20 protein-coding genes and 1 tRNA gene are annotated in these 19,226 nt (G+C 68.5%); 2 read left to right on the forward strand and 19 right to left on the reverse strand.

The window, feature by feature from the left end:
- Positions 1-32 precede the first annotated feature (32 nt).
- The 11 genes from ACWIFB_RS05985 to rplJ all read right to left on the reverse strand — a co-directional run bounded on the left by ACWIFB_RS05985 (position 33) and on the right by rplJ (position 11,417).
- Complete coding sequence (locus tag ACWIFB_RS05985; RefSeq protein ID WP_452098552.1) at positions 33-1,277, reverse strand: MCE family protein; 1,245 nt, start codon at positions 1,275-1,277, stop codon at positions 33-35.
- Positions 1,274-2,584: an MCE family protein gene (locus tag ACWIFB_RS05990; RefSeq protein ID WP_452098551.1), complete on the reverse strand. Its 1,311-nt coding sequence runs from the start codon at positions 2,582-2,584 to the stop codon at positions 1,274-1,276. The genes ACWIFB_RS05985 and ACWIFB_RS05990 overlap by 4 nt, the downstream gene beginning before the upstream one ends.
- Positions 2,584-3,810 carry an MCE family protein gene (locus ACWIFB_RS05995; RefSeq protein ID WP_452098550.1) on the reverse strand — a complete coding sequence of 409 codons (1,227 nt, stop codon included), beginning with the start codon at positions 3,808-3,810 and terminating at the stop codon, positions 2,584-2,586. Before ACWIFB_RS05995 ends, ACWIFB_RS05990 begins: the two co-directional genes overlap by 1 nt.
- Entirely contained in the window at positions 3,810-4,832 is a 1,023-nt protein-coding gene (locus ACWIFB_RS06000; RefSeq protein ID WP_295647650.1) for an MCE family protein, read from the reverse strand. Before ACWIFB_RS06000 ends, ACWIFB_RS05995 begins: the two co-directional genes overlap by 1 nt.
- Positions 4,829-5,920: an MCE family protein gene (locus ACWIFB_RS06005; protein ID WP_454057633.1), complete on the reverse strand. Its 1,092-nt coding sequence runs from the start codon at positions 5,918-5,920 to the stop codon at positions 4,829-4,831. The genes ACWIFB_RS06000 and ACWIFB_RS06005 overlap by 4 nt, the downstream gene beginning before the upstream one ends.
- Entirely contained in the window at positions 5,917-7,353 is a 1,437-nt protein-coding gene (locus ACWIFB_RS06010) for an MCE family protein (protein ID WP_454057634.1), read from the reverse strand. Before ACWIFB_RS06010 ends, ACWIFB_RS06005 begins: the two co-directional genes overlap by 4 nt.
- Positions 7,350-8,159, reverse strand: a complete 810-nt coding sequence (locus ACWIFB_RS06015) for an MlaE family ABC transporter permease (protein WP_452098736.1) — start codon at positions 8,157-8,159, stop codon at positions 7,350-7,352. The genes ACWIFB_RS06010 and ACWIFB_RS06015 overlap by 4 nt, the downstream gene beginning before the upstream one ends.
- Positions 8,160-8,207: 48 nt before the next feature.
- Positions 8,208-9,038: an MlaE family ABC transporter permease gene (locus ACWIFB_RS06020; RefSeq protein ID WP_452098547.1), complete on the reverse strand. Its 831-nt coding sequence runs from the start codon at positions 9,036-9,038 to the stop codon at positions 8,208-8,210.
- 28 nt (positions 9,039-9,066) lie between these two features.
- Complete coding sequence (locus ACWIFB_RS06025) at positions 9,067-10,170, reverse strand: ABC transporter ATP-binding protein (protein WP_452098546.1); 1,104 nt, start codon at positions 10,168-10,170, stop codon at positions 9,067-9,069.
- Between the two features lie 287 nt (positions 10,171-10,457).
- Positions 10,458-10,844: a 50S ribosomal protein L7/L12 gene (rplL, locus tag ACWIFB_RS06030; RefSeq protein WP_454057635.1), complete on the reverse strand. Its 387-nt coding sequence runs from the start codon at positions 10,842-10,844 to the stop codon at positions 10,458-10,460.
- Positions 10,845-10,904: 60 nt separating this feature from the next.
- Positions 10,905-11,417: a 50S ribosomal protein L10 gene (rplJ, locus tag ACWIFB_RS06035; protein WP_230928303.1), complete on the reverse strand. Its 513-nt coding sequence runs from the start codon at positions 11,415-11,417 to the stop codon at positions 10,905-10,907.
- A 345-nt stretch (positions 11,418-11,762) separates the two neighbouring features.
- On the opposite strand from rplJ, the gene ACWIFB_RS06040 reads away from it, so the two are divergent.
- Complete coding sequence (locus ACWIFB_RS06040) at positions 11,763-12,746, forward strand: diacylglycerol/lipid kinase family protein (protein ID WP_454057636.1); 984 nt, start codon at positions 11,763-11,765, stop codon at positions 12,744-12,746.
- A gap of 144 nt (positions 12,747-12,890) precedes the next feature.
- Positions 12,891-14,111, forward strand: a complete 1,221-nt coding sequence (locus ACWIFB_RS06045) for a CaiB/BaiF CoA transferase family protein (protein WP_452098543.1) — start codon at positions 12,891-12,893, stop codon at positions 14,109-14,111.
- On the opposite strand, the gene ACWIFB_RS06050 is transcribed toward ACWIFB_RS06045, so the two are convergent.
- The 8 genes from ACWIFB_RS06050 to hadA all read right to left on the reverse strand — a co-directional run bounded on the left by ACWIFB_RS06050 (position 14,104) and on the right by hadA (position 19,118).
- On the reverse strand, positions 14,104-15,090 hold the full coding sequence (locus ACWIFB_RS06050; protein WP_454057637.1) for a hydroxymethylglutaryl-CoA lyase: 987 nt from the start codon (positions 15,088-15,090) through the stop codon (positions 14,104-14,106). The genes ACWIFB_RS06045 and ACWIFB_RS06050 overlap by 8 nt on opposite strands.
- A 116-nt stretch (positions 15,091-15,206) precedes the next feature.
- A complete protein-coding gene (rplA, locus tag ACWIFB_RS06055) occupies positions 15,207-15,929 on the reverse strand; it encodes a 50S ribosomal protein L1 (protein WP_454057638.1) in 723 nt (240 codons plus the stop codon).
- A 90-nt stretch (positions 15,930-16,019) separates the two neighbouring features.
- Complete coding sequence (gene rplK, locus ACWIFB_RS06060) at positions 16,020-16,454, reverse strand: 50S ribosomal protein L11 (RefSeq protein ID WP_230928307.1); 435 nt, start codon at positions 16,452-16,454, stop codon at positions 16,020-16,022.
- A gap of 238 nt (positions 16,455-16,692) precedes the next feature.
- Positions 16,693-17,601: a transcription termination/antitermination protein NusG gene (gene nusG, locus ACWIFB_RS06065; protein ID WP_454057639.1), complete on the reverse strand. Its 909-nt coding sequence runs from the start codon at positions 17,599-17,601 to the stop codon at positions 16,693-16,695.
- Positions 17,602-17,665: 64 nt separating this feature from the next.
- Positions 17,666-18,001, reverse strand: a complete 336-nt coding sequence (gene secE, locus ACWIFB_RS06070) for a preprotein translocase subunit SecE (protein WP_230928309.1) — start codon at positions 17,999-18,001, stop codon at positions 17,666-17,668.
- A gap of 37 nt (positions 18,002-18,038) precedes the next feature.
- Positions 18,039-18,111 (reverse strand) — tRNA-Trp (locus tag ACWIFB_RS06075).
- 153 nt (positions 18,112-18,264) lie between these two features.
- Positions 18,265-18,723 (reverse strand): MaoC/PaaZ C-terminal domain-containing protein, encoded by a 459-nt coding sequence (locus ACWIFB_RS06080; RefSeq protein WP_452098539.1) that lies wholly within the window; start codon positions 18,721-18,723, stop codon positions 18,265-18,267.
- Positions 18,720-19,118: a (3R)-hydroxyacyl-ACP dehydratase subunit HadA gene (hadA, locus tag ACWIFB_RS06085; RefSeq protein WP_452098538.1), complete on the reverse strand. Its 399-nt coding sequence runs from the start codon at positions 19,116-19,118 to the stop codon at positions 18,720-18,722. Before hadA ends, ACWIFB_RS06080 begins: the two co-directional genes overlap by 4 nt.
- Between the last annotated feature and the right edge of the window lie 108 nt (positions 19,119-19,226).

Here is a 19,226-nt window from a genome sequence, read left to right on the forward strand (position 1 = left end):
GCGGCGCGCCGGATCACCGGGCGGTCGCCGCGTCACCGCGGGATCAGTCCCTGCAGCACCGCGAGCTGCTCGGCGGCCACCGAGAGGTTGAGCTTGTCCGGATCGATCTTGGGCTTGTTGTCCCACGGCTGCACGACACCCGGGTACGCGTACTCGACCCGCTCCGCGCCACGCACGTTGGTCGGGCTGCCGAACGGCACCGAGCAGTGCGCGTCGTAGTTGGGCGGGAAGTTCTGCTCCTGCGGGTCGAACGAGGGATCCTGTGCCTTCATCTCGTCGATGATCTGCTGCGTCCCCTCGTAGCCCATGGTGCAGGGGGTCGGGTTGTCCATCTCGAGAACGAGACCGAAGTGGATCGTCCCGTCGCCCGGGGCCACTGACAGACCGCCGGCGGCCAGGGCGGGCAACAGTTGCAGCAGCACCTTGAACGACGGCGCCAGCGGGTCGACCGTCTTCATGGTGTTCGACAGATTGGTCACCGAACGCGTCAGGGGCTCGCCCGAGTTCTCCACCAGGCGGCGGGTCTCGTCGGCGAACTCCGGCGCGGTGGAGATCAGCCGCTCGAGATCCGAGTCCGAGTCACGCAGTGCCTCGGTGACAGTCCGCAGGTCGCTGGAGAAGCTGATGATCTCACCCGACTGGTCCGCCTGCGTGTCCAGGACCGTGGCGCCGTCGCGGATGAGCGCCTGAAGCTGGGGCATGGTCCGGATTCCGGAGTCCGAGATCGTGATCAACGAATCGGACAGCCGCTGGAGCTGGGGACCCCGCCCCTCGAAGGCCTTCCCTAGTTCGTCGACCGTCACCTCGAGCTCGTCGAGCGGAACCGACCGCGACAGCTCGTCGACCGACAGCAGCAGGTCCTCCACGCGGACGGGCAGCGCCTCGTCGCCCGCCGAGATCACATCGCCCTCCTCCAGATAGGGCTCGGAGAGACTGTTAGGTCGCAGGTCGACGAACTGCTCACCGATCGCCGACCGGTTGGCCACCACGGCGACCGTGTCGGCCGGGATGTCGGGCGCGCTGGAGTCCAGATCCAGTTCCACCCTGACGCCGTCCTCGGTGAGCGAGAGGTCCCCGATGCGGCCGACCGGGGTGCCCCGGTAGCTGACGGCCGCGTTGGTGAACACGCCGCCGGTGTCGGGCAGGTCGAGATAGACCTTGTACTGGCCGATGCCGAACAGCGACGGCAGGCGCACGTAGTTGGCGCCGACATACGTGATCCCCACTGCGGCGATCACGCAGAAGACGATGAGCTGCGTTCTCAGGGTCTTGTTCACTGGTATCCGGGCTCCCCTGGTTCGGGCAGGTAGTTCTCGGAGAACTCCGAGGTACCGGGCGCGGGCGGGGGGTTCACTGCCCGGTCCATGATCGGCGGGACGGGAAGCAACGGCAGCACGATGGTCGTGCGCCTGTCGGGTCCGTTGTCCCCGATCCAGGGGTTGCCCGGATCGACGTTGTACGGACCGCTGGTCGTGGTGGGCCAGAGCGGAACAGGGTTGCCCTGGTTGGCGCCGAGGTTACGGAGGGTCTCGGAGATCGTGGCGTCGATCGACAGGAACACGTTGGCCGAACCACCGATCGTCGACTGGATCGAGGCGTCCGGGAACGGGAACGTCGGGACGAACCCGGTCAGCTCGATGAGTTCCGGCGTGGATTCACCGAGGTACTGCAGTACCGGCCGCAGCGCCCGCAGATCCGCGATGAGGTCCTCACGGCTGGTCAGCAGGATGTCGGAACCGACCTGCCCCAGGGCGTCCACCCGACGCAGCATCTCCACGAACTGCGGCCGCTGCTCCTCGAGCACCGCCACACCCGCGGGCAACTCGTCCAGGGCCGCCTGGATCTGCGCGCGCTGGTCGTTCGCCCGGGCGGACATCAGGTTGACCCCCTCGAGCGCAGCGGTGATGCTGTCGCGCTGCCGGTTGAGACCCGAGATGAGTTCGTCGGCCGACCGCAGGGTTTCGGTGAGCCCCTCCTCCCGGCCGTCGGTGACCTTGCGCATCTCCGCCACGATCGGCTGCAGTTGGTCCACGCCGCCGCCGTTCAGCAACAGCGACAGGGCGCCGAGCACCTGCTCGATATCGGTGGCCGTGCGCGTGTTGGAGGTGCGGATGACGTCACCGGACTCGAGCTGGCCGACGGGCTCGGCGTCCTCCGGCGGGGTGAGCTGGACGAACTTCTCACCGAGGAGGTTTGTCTGCTGGATCGACGCCTCGACGTTCTCCGGGAGGTCCACGTCGTCGTTGATCAGCACCTCGACCTGGGCGGTCCACCCGTCCTCGGCGAGCGAGATCCCGGTGACCCGGCCGGCGTCGAGACCGTTGATCTTGACCGAGGACTGCAGGACCAGGTCCAGGACGTCGTCGAACTGGATCGCCACGTTCAGGGGGTTCTCCCCCACGTCGGCACCACCGGGCAGGGTGTAGTCCTCGAGGTTCATTGAACACCCGGCCGCGAGCGCCGAGACGAGCGCCGTGGCGCCCAGAACCCGTCCGGCGCGGCCGATCCCGGGCAACCCGAGACCCGATCGGGCGCGACCGGCTGCAGTCGGCCCGGTCGCGGCGTCGTGACTGTCGTGTCTCATCACTGCCCCCCTTCGGATGCGGGGGTCATCGGCCAGCCGCGGATCCCCGGAACGGTGCCGGGCACCGGAATGGACTGCTTCATCTCGCCCTCGAGGATGCCCAGCGGCAGGTTCGGGTTGGACGCACGGAGTTCCTGGTTGCGCTCCGGAGCGAGCGCCTCGCACGCCTGGATGTCGGCGCGCCGCAGGTTGTCGAGCTCCTGGAACATCTCATTGCCCGGATTGAGCCGGCCCAGCTTCATGAGCGTGCAGAGAACGCCGGCGGGGTTCTGTTTCTCCGGGATGTTCGCGCGCATCGACAGGGTCCCGGACTCCGCGTCGTAGGCGTTGATGAGGTTGGCCAGCGCCAGCGGGGCGGTCTTGAGGATCTCCTCGATGTCGCCGCGCTGGTCCGCCGTGATCTGGCTGAGGGAGGCCAGCCGGTCGGCGTTGCTACGGATCACGTCCTGGTTGTCCCGGACGAGACGGGCCACGTCGGCCAGCGCATAGCTCAGCTCGGCCAGCGCGCCCTGCAGGTCCTCCCGCTGCCCGGCGACCGTCGAGTTGAAGGTCGCCATCTGCGTGTTGAAGTTGCGGACCTGTGCGTCGTTCTCCGCCAGCATGGTGACGAAGGACTGCAGGTTGACCACGGTGTCGCTGATGTCCTGGCTGGAGTCGGCGAGCGTCGTGGCCGCCGTGGACAGCTCGTCTATCGACCGTCCGAGGGCGGCGCCGTTGCCGCCGAGCGTGTCCGCGGACGTGGCCAGGAAGCGGTCGAGCGAGCCGTCCTTGTTGGCCCCGTCGGGGCCGAGCGCCTCGGTGAGCTCCTGGACCGAGGCGTAGAGCTTGTCCACCTCGACCGGTGTCGCGGTCCGGTCCAGCGGGATGTGCGCGCCTGACTCCATGGTCGGGCCACCCGCGTAGGCCGGGACCAACTGGATGTTGCGGTCCGGGATGACCGACGGGGTCACCTGGACGGCCTTGGCGTCGGCCGGGACCTCGACACCCCGCCGGACGTGGAGCTCCACCTCGACCGTCTCGCCCATCGGGACCACCTTGTCCACCGAGCCCACGGTGATGCCGAGGATCCTCACGTCGGTGCCCTGGGAGATACCGACCGCCGACGGGAACGTCGCGGTGATGGTGGTCCGCCCCATGCGGGACACGGCCAGGTAGGTGACGGCGACGATCGCGACGACGACGACGAGGATCAGCGCGAGCAGCCAGTACGGCAGTTTCTTGGTCATCAGTTGATCCCACTCAGTCGTGCGGGGCCACGGGCGCCCGGGTAGAACGGCGGCTCAGGCGCGCCCGGCGGTATCAGGTTGGTGACCACCGAATCGAACCACCGTCCGGTGCCCAGCATGTTGGCGTACAACCGGTAGAACGGGGCGAGGTTGTGGATCGACTTCTTCAGCTCCTCCTCGTGGTCGGTCAGGACCCCGAGCGCGGAATCCAGACTCTCCAGGGTGGGAGCGAACTCCGCCTCGTTCTCGGCCACGAAGAGCCGGAGTTCGGCGGACAGTCCGCGGGTCGACGCCAGGACCAACTTGAGGCTCTCCGACCGTGCGTTCAGCTCTCCGAGGAGCTGCCCGGTGCCGATGATGAGCCGCCGGAAGTCGTCGTTACGCTCGGCCAGGATCTCCGAGCTCGTCTTGGTGGCCTCGAGGAGTGCACGGAGTTCGTCGTCGCGGCTGGAGATGGTCTGGGACAGGCGGGCCACGCCGTCGACGGCGCCGCGGAACTCCTCGGGAGAGGCCTGCATCGCGTCGGTGAGGGTGTCGAGGCTTGTCGCCAGCTTGGTGTCGTCGATCTTGTCGAGGGTCTCGGCGGCCGACGAGAACGCGGTCACGACGTCGTACGGCGCCACCGTCCGCTCGAGCGGGATGGGCTCGGACCGGTCCAGCTCACTGTTGCCCGCGGGAGTGAGGGCGAGGTACTTCTGCCCCAGCACCGTCTTGATCTGGATGCTCGCGCGGGTGTCGTCGCCGAGCCAGGCATCCTTCGCCCGGAACCCCACGGCGACCTTGTCGCCCTCGAGTTCGACGTCGGTGACGACCCCGACCTTGACGCCGGCGACCCGCACCTCGTTGCCGTCGGTGAGGCCGGCGGCCTCCGAGAAATAGGCCTTGTACTTCGGCCCGGCACCCACAAACGGCAGAGCGTCCAGCATGAACGATCCCGCCGTGAGCACGAGGATCACCAGCACGCCCACGGCGCCGACCATCGCGTTGGAGAACCGGGGCTCCCCCGGCTTGCGCTTGCTCACGGGATCCCCCCTTCGTGGCACCGAGGTGCGGAGTTGGTGTACAGCACGTGGTTGAGTGTCGGACCGCCGGAGGGCAGGAGGCTGGGCACGTTGTTGCCCGGCCCCGACACGATGTCCGCGCCACACAGATAGAACTGGAACCAGGACCCGAACGATCCCATCCGGATGAGGTTGTCGGTCTTGAGCGGCATGTTGTGCAGCACCTCGCTGACCTTGTCCTCATTCGCGACCACGTCGTCCGTGACCTTCTTGAGATGGTCGAGCGACTCGGTGACGCTGGGCCTGGTCGCGGTGACGATGTTCTCCGCGGACGAGGTCAGGTCAGCCATCGAATCGAGCGAGCTACCGATCGCGTCACGCTCCTGGGCCAGGCCCTCGACGAGCTGGCGGGTGGTCACCACGAGCTGCTGGAACTGCACATCACGATCGTTGATGGTCTGCAGCACCTGGGTGAGGTTGTCGATGACCTCGCCGATCACCTGGTCGCGATCGGCCAGATGGTTGGTCAGCTGACCTGTCTGCTGGACCAGGTTGGCGACGGTCCCGCCCTCACCCTGGAGGACCTTGACCAGCGAGTCCGCCAACGCGTTGACGTCGTCGGGCTGCAGCGTGGTGAACAAGGGTTGGAACCCGTTGAACAGCGCGGTGAGGTCAACGGCCGGCGAGGTCTTGTCCAGCGGGATCGTCGTCCCCGCCGGCATCGCCGGCTGGGCGGGGCCCGGCACCCGGGCGATGTTCATGTACCGCTGACCGATCATGTTGCGGAAACGCAGCGTCAGGTGGACGTTCTCCGGAAGGGTGCGGTCGCCGACCATGGTGAAGTAGACCTTCGCCTTGTCCCGGTCGTAGACCTCGAAGTCGGTCACGTGCCCCACCACGACACCGGCGATACGGACGTCGTCCCCCTCCTCGACCATGGTCGCGTCGGAGAAGATCGCCGAGTACTTGGTCCCGTCCTCACGGGTGCCACCGCGGATCGTGGTGGCGAGAACCGCACTGAGCAGGACCGTCACCACCACGAAGACGGTGAGCTTGACGAACGATCCCAGCAGGCCGCCGCGGAACAATGCCCTGAGTTTCGCGTTCACTTGAAGGCCACCTCCGTTCCGCGAAGCGCGGGAGCGCCGACGGCGCCTATCCACCCCGGGACCTCGTCGGCATTACGCGAGGTGGCGACTCCGTACACGGTTCGGACGGTGTCGGCCTCCAGTGGAGATCCGGCGTAGGCCATGGCCATCACGTCTGCTCCCTGTCCCGCGGTGACGGTCGACGGGAACGGCATGTTCGGCTGCTCCGCGACGGCGCGGCCGGGGGCCGCGGGAACTGAACCCCGAGTGCGCATGGGGGGCACGGGACCGTCTTCCAACAGGGGATTCGGCAGGGTGGGCATGAACTCCGGCCCGGGGTTACGTGACGGCGGCTGATAGGAGCCGTCCGCGATCGCACCGCCGGGTGCCATCGGGAAGTTCTGCGGTGCCTGGGCGGGCTCGTAGCAGCGCGGTCCGCGCGTGTCGAAGAACCGGGGCTCGTCCTGGTTGGGGACGTACCGGCCCTTGGGGTTGACGACCTCGATGGTCACCCGGATGCCGGGGGTCGAGGTCCCCACGCCGAGAATGTCGTCAGAACGCTCGAGAGCGGTCATGAACAGTTCGGCCGTGCAGGGAAGCGCCGGCGTGTACTCGGCGAGCGCCTCCAGCGAACGTCGCGAGTTGATGGTCAGCGCGATGAGGTCGTCGCGGTTGTCAGCGAGGAAGCCGGTGGCCGCCTCGGTGCCCGAGCTGATCCGCTCCAACCCGTCCGCGATGTCGGTGCGCCGCTGGATCACCGTGTCGCCGGTGGTCCGGAGCGCGTCGAGAGCGTGGATGAGGTCGGGCAGCGCCTCGGAATAGGTCTGTGAGAAGGTCGCCAGGTCCTCGAGCCCGGCCTCCAGAGCGGGCATCTCCTGGGTGATGCCGTCGAAGACCTGTCCGATGTCGACCAGGCCCGCGCCGATCTCGTCTCCCCTGCCGGCCAGCGCCTGGTTGATGGCACCGAGCGTGCCGGCGAGCTTCTCCGGCGGGACGGCCTCCAGCACCGGGAGCAGTCCGTCGAGGACGCGACCGAGCTCGGTCGCGTTACCGCGGGAATCCTGCTCGATGGTCGCACCCGCCTCGATCGTGCCGACCGGCTGCTCGGGGAACGCCAGTGAGACGTAGCGCTCGCCGAACAGCGTCTTGGGCAGCAACCGGCCGCTGATGTTCGCGGGCAGCTGATCCATATAGGCCGGGTCGAACTCCATGTCGACGCGCACCCGGTCGCCCTCCAGCTCAACGCCTGCGACGCGACCGACCAGTACACCCCGGGCCTTGACGTCCGCGTCGTTCGGCAGGGCGAAGGCCATGTCGTCGGTGTACATGGTGACGCTGTCCGACGATGTGAACGCCCGGTTGTAGATGGCGACGGTGACAGCGACGAAGGCCATGACGATGACGATGAACAGGGCTGCGAGCAGTCGCTTCCTCGTCGAGGACATCTCGTTCATCCGGCCACCCGCACAGTCGTGGTCGTGCCCCACAGGGCGAGGCCGACGAAGAAGTTGAGGATTGCCACCACGACGATCGTCGTCCGGACGGCGCGCCCCACGGCCACGCCGACACCGGCCGGGCCGCCGGTGGCGGTGAACCCGTAGAAGCAGTGGATCATCACGAGGACGAACGCGAAGATGATGACCTTGATGAAGGAATATATGACGTCTTCTGGTGGCAGGAAGAGGTGGAAATAGTGGTCGAATGAGCCTGTGGACTGGCCTTGGATCAGGGTGTTGACCCCCCGTGTGGCCAGATACGACGCCAGCAGACCGACCACGTAGAGCGGGATCACCGCGATGAAGCCGGCGATGATCCGGGTGGTGACCAGGTACGGGACACTCGGGATAGCCATGACCTCGAGGGCGTCGATCTCCTCGGAGATCCGCATGGCACCGAGCTGGGCGGTGAACCCGCAGCCCACCGTGGCCGAGAGCGCGAGCGCCGCCACGACCGGCGCCACCTCGCGGGTGTTGACATAGGCCGACAGGAAGCCGGTGAGGACGGAGCTGCCGATCTGGTCGAGCGCCGCGTAGCCCTGCAGGCCGACCACCACGCCGGTGAAACCGCTCATCATGACGATGACGCCGATGGTGCCGCCGAGGACCGCCAGCACGCCCACTCCGAACGTGACCTCGGCGATGAGGCGCAGCACCTCGTGTCGGTAGTGCACGATCGTCTGCGGGATCCAGCGGATGGCCCGGAGGTGGAACGCCAGCTGGTCGCCCAGCGAGTCGAATGACGCAATGGGGCCACGGATCATGGCCCGCAGTCGTGCCCGCGTGGGCCCGACGTCGGTATGGATCGCCATCTACGAGCCCTTCGGGGGAACGATCTGCAGGTACATCGCCGTGAGGATGAGATTGGCGAAGAACAGCAGGAGGAAGGTCAGGACCACGCCCAGGTTCACGGCATCGCCGACACCCTTGGGCCCACCCTTGGGGTTCATGCCGCAGTACGAGGCCACGACTCCGGCGATGAGCCCGAAGACCAGGGCCTTGAACGAGGACATGATGAAGTCCGGCAACTGCGCGAGCGCACCGAACGACATGAGGTAGGCACCGGGGGTACCGCCCTGCAGCAGGATGTTGAACACGTAGCCACCGGAGATCCCGACGATCGAGACCAAGCCGTTGAGCAGGACCGCCACCAGCATCATCCCCAGCACGCGGGGGACGACGAGGCGCTGCACAGGGTCGATTCCCAGTACCCGCATCGCGTCGAGTTCCTCGCGGATACTGCGGGCCCCCAGGTCGGCGGCGACCGCGGATCCCGCGGCGCCGGCGATGAGCAGAGAGGTCACCAGGGGCGCGCCCTGCTGGACGACGGCGAGGACACCGGTCGCACCGGTGTACGCCTCCGCACCCAGCTGCTGGACCAGCGATCCGGTCTGCATCGCCACGACCGCACCGAACGGGATCGCGACCAATGCCGACGGCAGGATGGTCACCGAGGCGATGAACCAGGACTGCTCGATGAACTCACGGAACTGGAACGGCCTTCTGAAGATTCCCCGAAGCACCTCGAGGAAGAGTCGGAACACCGAACCAGCCGCGCCGACCGCGTCCCGGATCCCACCGCCGACCTCGGCGGCCGAGACCCCGGCCTTCTCGCCTGGCTGCTGGGTTGCTCCCTCCGCCATCTACCCTCCCTCCGGACTCGTCGCCGATTCAGTTCTCAGCAGAACCATAATGGTCGTCCAGGCCGCTTCCGGAGGCGGAGTCACCTCCGGAAGCCGGCGCGACGGCACCCGCCGGGACGGCCCCGGCGGTGTTGCCGTTGCCGTGGCCTCGCGCGGCCCACTCCTCGCGGATGGCGTTCTGGGCGCCCGCGGGCAGGGTGTCGAGCATCTCCGACACGCGCTTCTCACGACGCAGCTCGCCCTGTCGCACCGGGCTACCCGGCGTCGGCTGCATCTGCGACGGCACGCCTCGGAGCTCGTCCTCGCCCGGGGAGCCGTCGTTGTGCCCGGCCTCGGCCTGCTCCATCTCCGCACGCATCTGCGCGTCGTCCTTCTCCTCGGACATCCCGATGGGGCCGAGTTTGGATCCGCGCAGGAACTGACGCACGGACGGCTCCTCACTTGTAAGGAGCACCTCGCGCGGGCCGAACATGACGAGGTTCTTGCGGTACAGCATCCCGAGGTTGTCGGGAACCGTACGGGCGAGGTTGATGTTGTGCGTCACGATGAGGATCGTGGCGTCGATCTGCGCGTTGATGTCGATGAGCAGCTGTGCGAGGTAGGTCGTACGCACCGGGTCGAGTCCCGAGTCGGGCTCGTCGACGAGGATGATCTCCGGGTCCAACACGAGGGCGCGGGCCAGGCCGGCGCGTTTGCGCATACCGCCGGAGATCTCCCCGGGAAGCTTGCCCTCGGCGCCGGTGAGACCGGTGAGCTCCAGCTTCTCCATGACGATGTTCCGGATCTCTGATTCCGACTTGCGCGTGTGCTCCCGCAACGGGAACGCCACATTGTCGTAGAGGTCCATCGAGCCGAACAGCGCACCGTCCTGGAAGAGGACGCCGAACAATTTGCGGACCTCGTAGAGCTCCTTGGCGGTGCACTGGAGGATGTCCGTGCCGTCGATGATGATCTTGCCGCGCTCAGGCCGCAGGAGACCGATCAGCGACTTGAGGAACACGGACTTACCGGTGCCCGACGGGCCCAGTAGCGCGCTGACCTCTCCCTCGGGGAGGGTGAACGTCACGTCCTCCCAGATCTTCTGCGAACCGAACGACTTGGTCAGCCCTTCGACGGAAACCTCGACACCCACGTCAGCACTCCTCACTTCAGCCCACGTTTGTGGCCACGGTCACTGTAAACTACCGCTCGGAGGAACTGCTTTGTTACATGCCCACCGATTCCGTTACGGGATCAGATCGAACCGGTAGTGCGAGACCGGTGGACGGCCGCCAAGGCACGCCGCCCGGGTGGCTTGCCGGACGCTGTGGAGCGCCTGATCGGGCCCGGTCGATCCCCTGCCGCCCGTCGCCCGGAAATGCCGCAGGGGCGGCCCGGCACGAATGCCGGACCGCCCCTGACGAGCGGTGGTGCGTCAGCTCACTTGAGCGAGACGGAGGCACCGGCCTCCTCGAGCTTGGTCTTGGCGGCCTCGGCGGCCTCCTTGTCGACCTTCTCCAGCAGCGCCTTGGGAGCGGACTCGACGAGGTCCTTGGCCTCCTTGAGGCCCAGGCCCGAGACGATCTCGCGAACGACCTTGATCACGCCGATCTTCTTGTCGCCGGCCGACTCGAGGACGACGTCGAACTCGTCCTGCTCGGTGGCAGCCTCGCCACCGGCAGCCGGGGCGCCGGCGGCCGCGACGGCGACCGGAGCGGCGGCGGTGACCTCGAAGGTGTCCTCGAACAGCTTCACGAACTCCGAGAGCTCGAGAAGGGTCATCTCCTTGAAGGCATCAAGGAGCTCGTCGTTGCTGAGCTTCGCCATGGTGGCGTCCTTTCGTTGTGTCCCGGCGCCGTCATGCGGCCCGGAAGCATGTGGGGTAGGTCAGTTCTTCTTGTCCTGGAGGGCGCCGAACAGACGCGCCAGCTGCGAGGCGGGCGCGTTGAACAGGCCGGCGGCCTTCGTCTGGTTGCCCTTGAGCGCACCAGCGAGCTTCGCGAGCAGGACCTCGCGGGACTCGAGCTCGGCGATCTTCTCGAAGTCGGTGGCGGACAGCGGCTGGCCGTCCATGACACCGCCCTTGATGACGAGCGCCTTGTTGTCCTTGGCGAAGTTCTTGAGCGCCTTGGCGGCGTCCACGACCTCACCGGTGACGAACGCGATGGCGGTGGGGCCGGACAGGAGGTCGTCGAGACCCTCGACGCCGGCTTCCTGCGCCGCGCGCTTCACCAGGGTGTTCTTGGCCACGGTGTACGTGGAACCTTCACCCAGCGCCTTACGCAGCTCGGTGACCTGCGGAACGGAGAGTCCGCGGTACTCGGTGACCACAGCGGTCGTGGAGTTCTGGAAATGCTCCGTGATCTCCGCGACGGCCTGGACCTTGGCGGGCTTTGCCATGTTTCGCCTCCTTTCTGCTTCGTCTCGCCCGAGAGAAACACGAACGCCCCGTGCGCAGGGGGCACGGGGCGTGGAGGAATGGCCGCGAACCCGGGGGTTCACTGACACGTCCGACGCTGACCGGTGTTCTCCTGCGCGGGCCGTCCGGGCGCTCCCGGACCCTTCGACCACCCCCGGCGGGAGTGGCGACCTGCGGTCTTCGGTGAAACTTGATCAGTTGCCCGGCTGCACGAGGCGACCAGGCGTTCAAACTTCTGCTCCAGAGTATAGGCAATCGGAGGAACAGACCAAATCTCCTGGCCGGGTGGAATGGCGGGCCGGTCGGGATTCTGACAGATTGGTGCCGTGGCCCCATCCTCGTCCCGTGTCGCCGTCGTCTATAACCCGATCAAAGTCAGTGGCGACGAGATCCGTCGACGCACCGAGATCCGGGCAGCGCGCCACGGGTGGACCGATCCCCTGTTCCACGAGACCACGGAAGCCGATCCGGGAACCGGGCAGGCCGCCGCGGCTGTGGCGGAGGGCGTCGGCCTGGTGATCGCCTGCGGTGGTGACGGAACGGTGCGTTCCGTCGCCCGGGGGCTCATCGGCAGTTCCGTACCGATGGGCGTGGTCCCCCTCGGTACCGGCAACCTGTTGGCCCGCAATCTCGACGTCCCTCGCGACGCCGTCGACCGCGCGCTGCATGTGGCCATGGGCGGGCGGACGCGCCCGATCGATCTGGGCGAGGTCCGGTACACCGACGGCGACGGCACCTCGCACGACGATGTCTTTCTCGTCATGCTCGGCGCCGGCATGGACGCCGACATGATCGCCGGCACCGACGACGATCTCAAGGCCCGCGTGGGGTGGCTCGCCTACGTCGGGGCGTTCGCCAACACCCTGGTGCGCGGCCACCGGATCAAGGTCGAGTATTCACTGGACGACGGTCCACTCGTGCAGACGAGGGCGCGGACGCTCCTCGTCGCGAACTGCGGGATGCTGCAGGGTGGGATGGTGCTCCTGCCCGCCGCCGTGATCGATGACGGCCAACTGGACGTGATGGCGCTTCGCGCCAAGGGCGTGCTCGAGTGGGCCGAGGCCGGTGCCGTTCTCGCCCAACACACCGTCCGACACCGGGTCCGGTCGCTCCCGGGGACGAGGGCGCCGGCGGACGAGCGAGAACAGCGCCGGACGCCCCCGGTGGACTTCCGGCAGGGCGTGCGAGTACACACCCGGATCCTCGAGAAGCCGGCGTCGTTCCAGATCGACGGGGAGGACTGCGGTACGGTTTCGGGCTTCTCGGCACGGATCAAGCACCGGGGGTTGATGGTCCGCGTCCCGAACTGACCCCTCAGGTCAGTCGTCGCGCACGAGAAGCGCCAACACATCGTGGATCTCCTCCACGCCGAGGGCGAGACCGTCCACCTAGGGTTCTGAGTAGAGATGTAGGAGCCACGAGCCGGGCGGCGCGCGGCGGGGAGGGAGCAGGACGTGGAGTCGACGACGCAGGACCGGACCGGACCGCTGGCGGGGATACTCGTGCTGGAGCTCGGCACCCTCATAGCCGGCCCCTTCGCCGGCCGCCTGCTCGGCGACATGGGCGCCCGCGTGATCAAGATCGAGGACCCCGGCCGCCCCGACCCCTTGCGCACCTGGGGGCAGGGCGAGCGGGACGGGCGCCGACACTTCTGGACGGTGCACGCCCGCAACAAGGAATCCGTCACGCTCGATCTGCGCTCGGACGACGGCGCGGCGATCTTCCGCGACCTGGTGTCCCGCGCGGACGTGGTGGTGGAGAACTTCCGCCCCGGCACCCTCGAGAAGTGGGGTCTGGGACCTGATGAGCTGCACGAGATCAACCCGGGCCTGGTGATCGGCCGTGTCTCGGGGTATGGCCAGACCGGTCCGCAGGCGAAGCGCGCCGGATACGCCTCCGTCGCCGAGGGCGTGTCGGGCCTGCGTCACCTCAACGGCTTCCCCGACCAACCGCCGCCGCGCATGGCGTTGTCGATCGGCGACACCCTGGGCGGAATGTTCGCCGTGCAGGGCATCCTCGCGGCGCTGCTCGCCCGCGCCACCAGCGGCCGCGGCCAGGTGGTGGACGTCGCGCTCACCGAGTCCTGCCTGGCGGTCCAGGAGTCGGTGATCCCCGACTACGACGCGGCCGGGGTGGTCCGCGGACCGTCCGGCACCCGGCTCGAGGGGATCGCCCCGTCCAACCTGTACCGGGCCTCGGACGGCCTCTGGGTGATCATCGCCGCCAACCAGGACACCGTGTTCCGCCGCCTGTGCTCGGCGATGGAACGCCCCGGGCTCGCCGATGATCCCCGGTTCGTGGACCATCAGGCGCGCGGCATCCACCAGGACGAGATCGACGAGATCATCGCCGACTGGGCCGCCGGCCGCACCGCCGAGCAGATCCGCGAGACGCTCGACCGTGCGGGCGTCGTGGCCGGTCCGGTCAACACAGTGGCCGACGTGGTGCGCGACGAGCAGTTCCGGGCCCGCGGGATGCTGGTGCCGCACGCGGTACCCGGCGTGGACGACACCGTCCTCGGCCCCGGCGTCGTGCCGGTCCTGACCGACACCCCTGGACAGGTCGGCCGCGGCGGCGCGCCGGAGCCCGGGTTCGACAATGATGCGGTCTACCGCGACCTGCTCGGGATGGACGACACACGCATGTCCGATCTGGCCGCGCGTGGCGTCATCTGACGACCGGGGCCCGCGGTCCCTGCGGCAGGGTCCAGGCGAACTCGCGGCCGTTGCCGTGTGCTCCCGCCGAGGCCCGCGACCGCGAGGCCTCCCCCAACTCGGCGAGCATGCGGTCACCGGCGGCGATCAACTCGTGGAAACGCTGCGGATCCAGCCAGTCGGGTCGCAGCGCGAACAGCACGTCCTCGGTGGCCGTGTTCCCCGAGGCACCCGGGGCGAAAGGGCAGCCGCCGAGTCCGCCGAGGGCCGCATCCACCATGGTGGCGCCCGCGCTGACGGCGGCCAGCGTGTTGGCCACGCCCATCCCCCAGGTGTCGTGTCCGTGGAAGACGATCCGGCGGTCGCCAGCGGCCTCCTGTGCGGCCGCGACCAGCTCGGACACCTGACGCGGGTGCGCCTGGCCGAGGGTGTCGGCCAGGACCACGTCGACCGTCCCCGTCCCGCGCGGGTCGCCGACGAGCCCCAGGACCCGGTCCGGGTCGACCTGCCCGGTGATCGGGCACGTGAAGGTGGTGGCCAGGCACAGCTGGACCGTGCCATCCACCTCCGCGGCGGCCTCGAGCGCCTCGGGCAGTCCGGCCATGGACGTCTCGGTGTCGCGGCCGATGTTCGCGGTGTTGTGCTCGTCGGTCACGGACAGGCAGTACTGGAAGCGGCGCACGCCGGCGTCCGCGGCCCGACGGACGTGCCCCGGGGTGGCCACCCAGACCCAGCAGCGGTCGCGTTCGGCCTCGTCCAGCGCGCCGATCACCTCGAGGGTGTCGGCCAGCGCCGGTACGAGATCGGGGCGGGCCATCGACCCCACCTCCAACTCCGGCACCCCGAGCCGGAGGAGGGTGCGGACGAGCTCGACCTTCGAGTCGGTGCTCAGTCGTCCCTCGGTGAGCTGCAGGCCGTCCCGCAGGGCCACATCCCGCACTGCGACGGGGTGCACGGGCGAGGGCGACCCGGCGGTCGAGCTGTTCGGCGAAGTGGTCATGTGGACATCCTCCCGTATCCGTCTGCGAGGAAGCGGAAATGCGAGAGGGCCCCGCGACCGGATTCTGGTCGCGGGGCCCTCGCCCCTGCCGGGGCTCACCTCAGTCGAGGATCAGCTCACTCGTCTCCGGAGCCGCCCTCGAGCAGCTTGGACACGGCGGAGGTGTCGACCGGGATGCCGGGGCCGGTCGTGGTGGAGATGGTGATCTTCTGCAGGTAGCGGCCCTTCGAGGAGGACGGCTTGAGACGCATGACCTCGTCGATCGCGGCCTGGTAGTTCTCCGTGAGCTGCTCGGTGGAGAACGACGCCTTACCCACGATGAAGTGCAGGTTGTTGGCCTTGTCGGTGCGGAAGGTGACCTTGCCGCCCTTGATGTCGGACACGGCCTTGGTCACGTCCATGGTGACGGTGCCGGTCTTGGGGTTCGGCATGAGGCCGCGCGGGCCGAGCACGCGGGCCACACGGCCGACCTTGGCCATCTGGTCCGGGGTGGCGATCGCGGCGTCGAAGTCGAGCCAGCCGCCCTGGATCTTCTCGATGAGCTCCTCGGAGCCCACGGCGTCGGCACCGGCGGCCTCGGCCTCGGTGGCCTTCTCGCCCGCGGCGAAGACGATGACGCGGGCGTTCTTACCGGTACCGTTCGGAAGGTTCACGGTGCCGCGGACCATCTGGTCCGCCTTGCGGGAGTCGACGCCAAGTCGCATGGCGACCTCGACGGTGGCATCCATCTTCGTCGAGGAGGTGTCCTTGGCCAGGGCCAGGGCATCCAGAGGCGAGTACAGCTTGGTGCGGTCGACCTTCTCTGCGGCGGCCTTGAAGGCCTTGCTGTTCTTGCTCATGTCAGTTCCATTCCTGCCACGCCTGTTGCGCAGCGGTTGGGTGTGGTGCGGGCCTGAGCTGCCCTTCCACAGGTGCTATCGGGGTGGAGGTCAGCCGTCGACCGTGATGCCCATGGAACGGGCGGTGCCGGCGACGATCTTGGCCGCCTGGTCGATGTCGTTGGCGTTGAGGTCCTCCATCTTGGTCTGCGCGATCTCGCGGACCTGGTCCATGGAGACCTTGCCGACCTTGTCGGAGTGCGGGGTGCCGGAGCCCTTCTGCAGGCCGGCGGCCTTGAGCAGGAGCTTGGCGGCCGGGGGCGTCTTCAGCTTGAAGTCGAACGACCGGTCCTCGTAGACCGTGATCTCGACCGGCACGACGTTCCCGCGCTGGTTCTCGGTTGCTGCGTTGTAGGCCTTGCAGAACTCCATGATGTTGACACCATGGGCACCCAGAGCCGGGCCGACCGGCGGGGCCGGGTTTGCAGCGCCGGCCTGGATCTGGAGCTTGATGAGCCCTGAGACCTTCTTCTTCTTCGGAGGCATCGTCTTCCTGATTCTTCGACTGGATCTCGGTGCCGCGCTGTACACGCGGGGGACCGACTGTCGTGTGCGCCTCCCCCGCGACGTCCAGCCACCTGGCGGGCATGCGGGAATACAGGCGCAACCTGAGAGAGTCTACGTCCAATCAGGCCCCAACACCCAATCGGCACCCGGCCCCGGAAACGGCGAACCCGCCCGGCGCGTGTTGCGCGGGGCGGGTTCGCCGACAAGCCCGTGGGCGTCAGTCGATCTTCTCGACCTGGTTGAAACCGAGCTCGACCGGGGTCTCGCGCCCGAAGATCGACACCAGCACCTTGAGCTTCTGCGCGGCCGGGTCGACCTCGGAGATGCTCGCGGGGAGGGTGGCGAACGGACCGTCCATGACGGTGACGGACTCGCCGACCTCGAACTCGACCTCGATGGCCGGTGCGACCAGACCGCCCTCGCCCTCGGCGGCGCCGGCGGCGGCCTTCTTCTCCGGCTTGGGGGCCAGGAACTTGGCGACGTCGCTCAGCGACAGCGGGGTCGGGGCGCCCGTGGCACCACCGGTCGCGCTGACGAAGCCGGTCACACCGGGGGTGTTGCGCACGACGCCCCACGACTCGTCGTCGAGCTCCATGCGCACCAGCACGTAGCCGGGCAGGACCTTGCGGTTGGCGGTCTTCTTCTGACCGTTCTTGACCTCGGTGTACTCCTCGATCGGGACCTCGACCTGGAAGATCTTGTCCTCGGCGCCGAGGGTGACGGCGCGGGTCTCGAGGTTGGCCTTCACCTTGTTCTCGTACCCGGCGTAAGAGTGGATGACGAACCAGTCACCGGGCAGCTTCCGCAGCTGGCGCTTGAACGCGATGATCGGGTCGATCGTCGGCGCGGCCGGCTCGGCGGCAGCCTCCGCCTCGGCCTCGTCGCCGCCCTCGAGGTCAGCCTCGTCGCCGTCGACGATCTCCTCGACGATCCCCTCGTCACCGGCGGTCTCGTCGATCGCGTCGTCACCGGCGGTCTCGTCGTCGGCAGCCGGGGGGACCTCGGCGTCCGACGGATCCGCACCCGTGTCACCGAGCACCGCGTCGGCCTCGATCTCGGCCTGCTCGGCGGCAGCGGGGGTCTCCTCGACGCCGTCGGCCTCAGGGCTCTGGTCGATGTCGCTCACGGAAATGCGGTCCTCTCGAGTTTCGTCGGTCCGGTTCTCGCCCCGGACCTGGTGCGGCGGGTCGTCAGCGGTCGAAGACGAGCTCGACGAGCTTGCCCGCACCGAAGTCGACGCCAGAGACCAGCGCCGTCATGAAGATGAGGAACAGGAACACCACGATGGTGTAGGTGACCATCTGATTGCGCGTAGGCCAGATGACCTTACGCAGTTCCTCGGCCACCTGCGCGATGTACTGGAACGGATTGGCGCGGGATGCCCGCGTGTCCTCCGGCTTGTCCGCATCGGTCCGGACGCGGCTCGCGACGGTCGTGTCGCCACGACCGGCCTTCCCGGTGGGGACGGCGGCATCGGAGTCGCGGGCGCCGCTGGTGTCGACGTCGTCGTCGCGATCCTTGCTCACGCGCCTACCTCCGGGTCGTCTGGCTTGCGGGGAAGTGCAGGGGCGACAGGACTTGAACCTGCAACCTGCGGTTTTGGAGACCGCTGCTCTGCCAATTGAGCTACGCCCCTTCGGCCGGTCTCCCGGCCACCCGTGCCTTCCGCGTCTGCGGTCCGCACGAACGCCTCGACTCTACAGTGTCGGCTACTGCCTCGGGCAGCGTGGTCCGCGACCGCGTTCGGTCGGGCGTCCCACTGTACGACAGCGGCGGCCATCCGCCGAAATCACACCCCCACCGCGACCGTGACGATCGCCTTGCCGAACACCTTCGCGCCGCCACACGTCACCGCCAGCGCGACGTCGGCGCTCGCCCCGTCCTCGGCCACTCTGCGCACCGTGCCGGACACCTGCAGCACCGCGGGCTCCTCGGCCGGCACCACCACGGGCCCGGCGAACCGGATCGATGTGGCCAGGACGCGGTCCGCTCCCCCGGCCCACCCGGCCACGACCCCGATCGCCAGCGCGGAGGTGAGCATCCCGTGCGCCACCACGCCGGGCAGGCCGAGCGCCTGCGCCGCCCCGTCCTCGAGGTGGATCGGGTTGTGGTCGCCCGAGGCCTCGGCGTAGCGACGCAGGTCGGCACGGGTGATCTCCACGTCGCGGGAAGGCAACGCGTCGCCGACGGACGGGGCGACGGGCGGGGTCGTCGTCGGGGTCGTCGTCGGGTCGTGCGGCGTCGTCATCCCTCCACCTCCGCGGTGAGCAGTGCACTGGTCAGGGTCTGGACGGCCGCGCCGCGGGCGTCGCGCAGGACGGTGTCGAAGCCGATCATCCGCCCGCCGCGCGCCGATCGCACGCCGGTGACCGTCGCGGTGGCGGTGAGGACGTCGCCGACCCGGATCGGTCGGTGGTGCTCGCTGGATTGCGCGGTGTGGAGGGTGCGCGAGAGGTCGATGCGCAGCGCGGGGTGGTCCATCACTGCGCGCTGGACCGGGGCGGTCAGCGCGGCGGCGAGGGTCGCCGGAAGCTGTCCGGGCGGTGCGGAGACCGCCTCGGCGAAGCGCGCGACCACCGCGTCGGTGACCGTGACGGGATCCCCGACGACGACGACGGGGTCATCAGCGTTATCTGTGCTCACACCCGGCGACGCTACCCGAGCATCGGTGCCCGTCCCGCCGGTCCCGCCCGGGTGGCCGCCGCCCCCGGCCCGCCGCCGGCCCGGCCTACCACCGGCCCGAGGCCGGGT

It is taken from the genome of Dietzia sp. NPDC055340, from assembly GCF_053645335.1.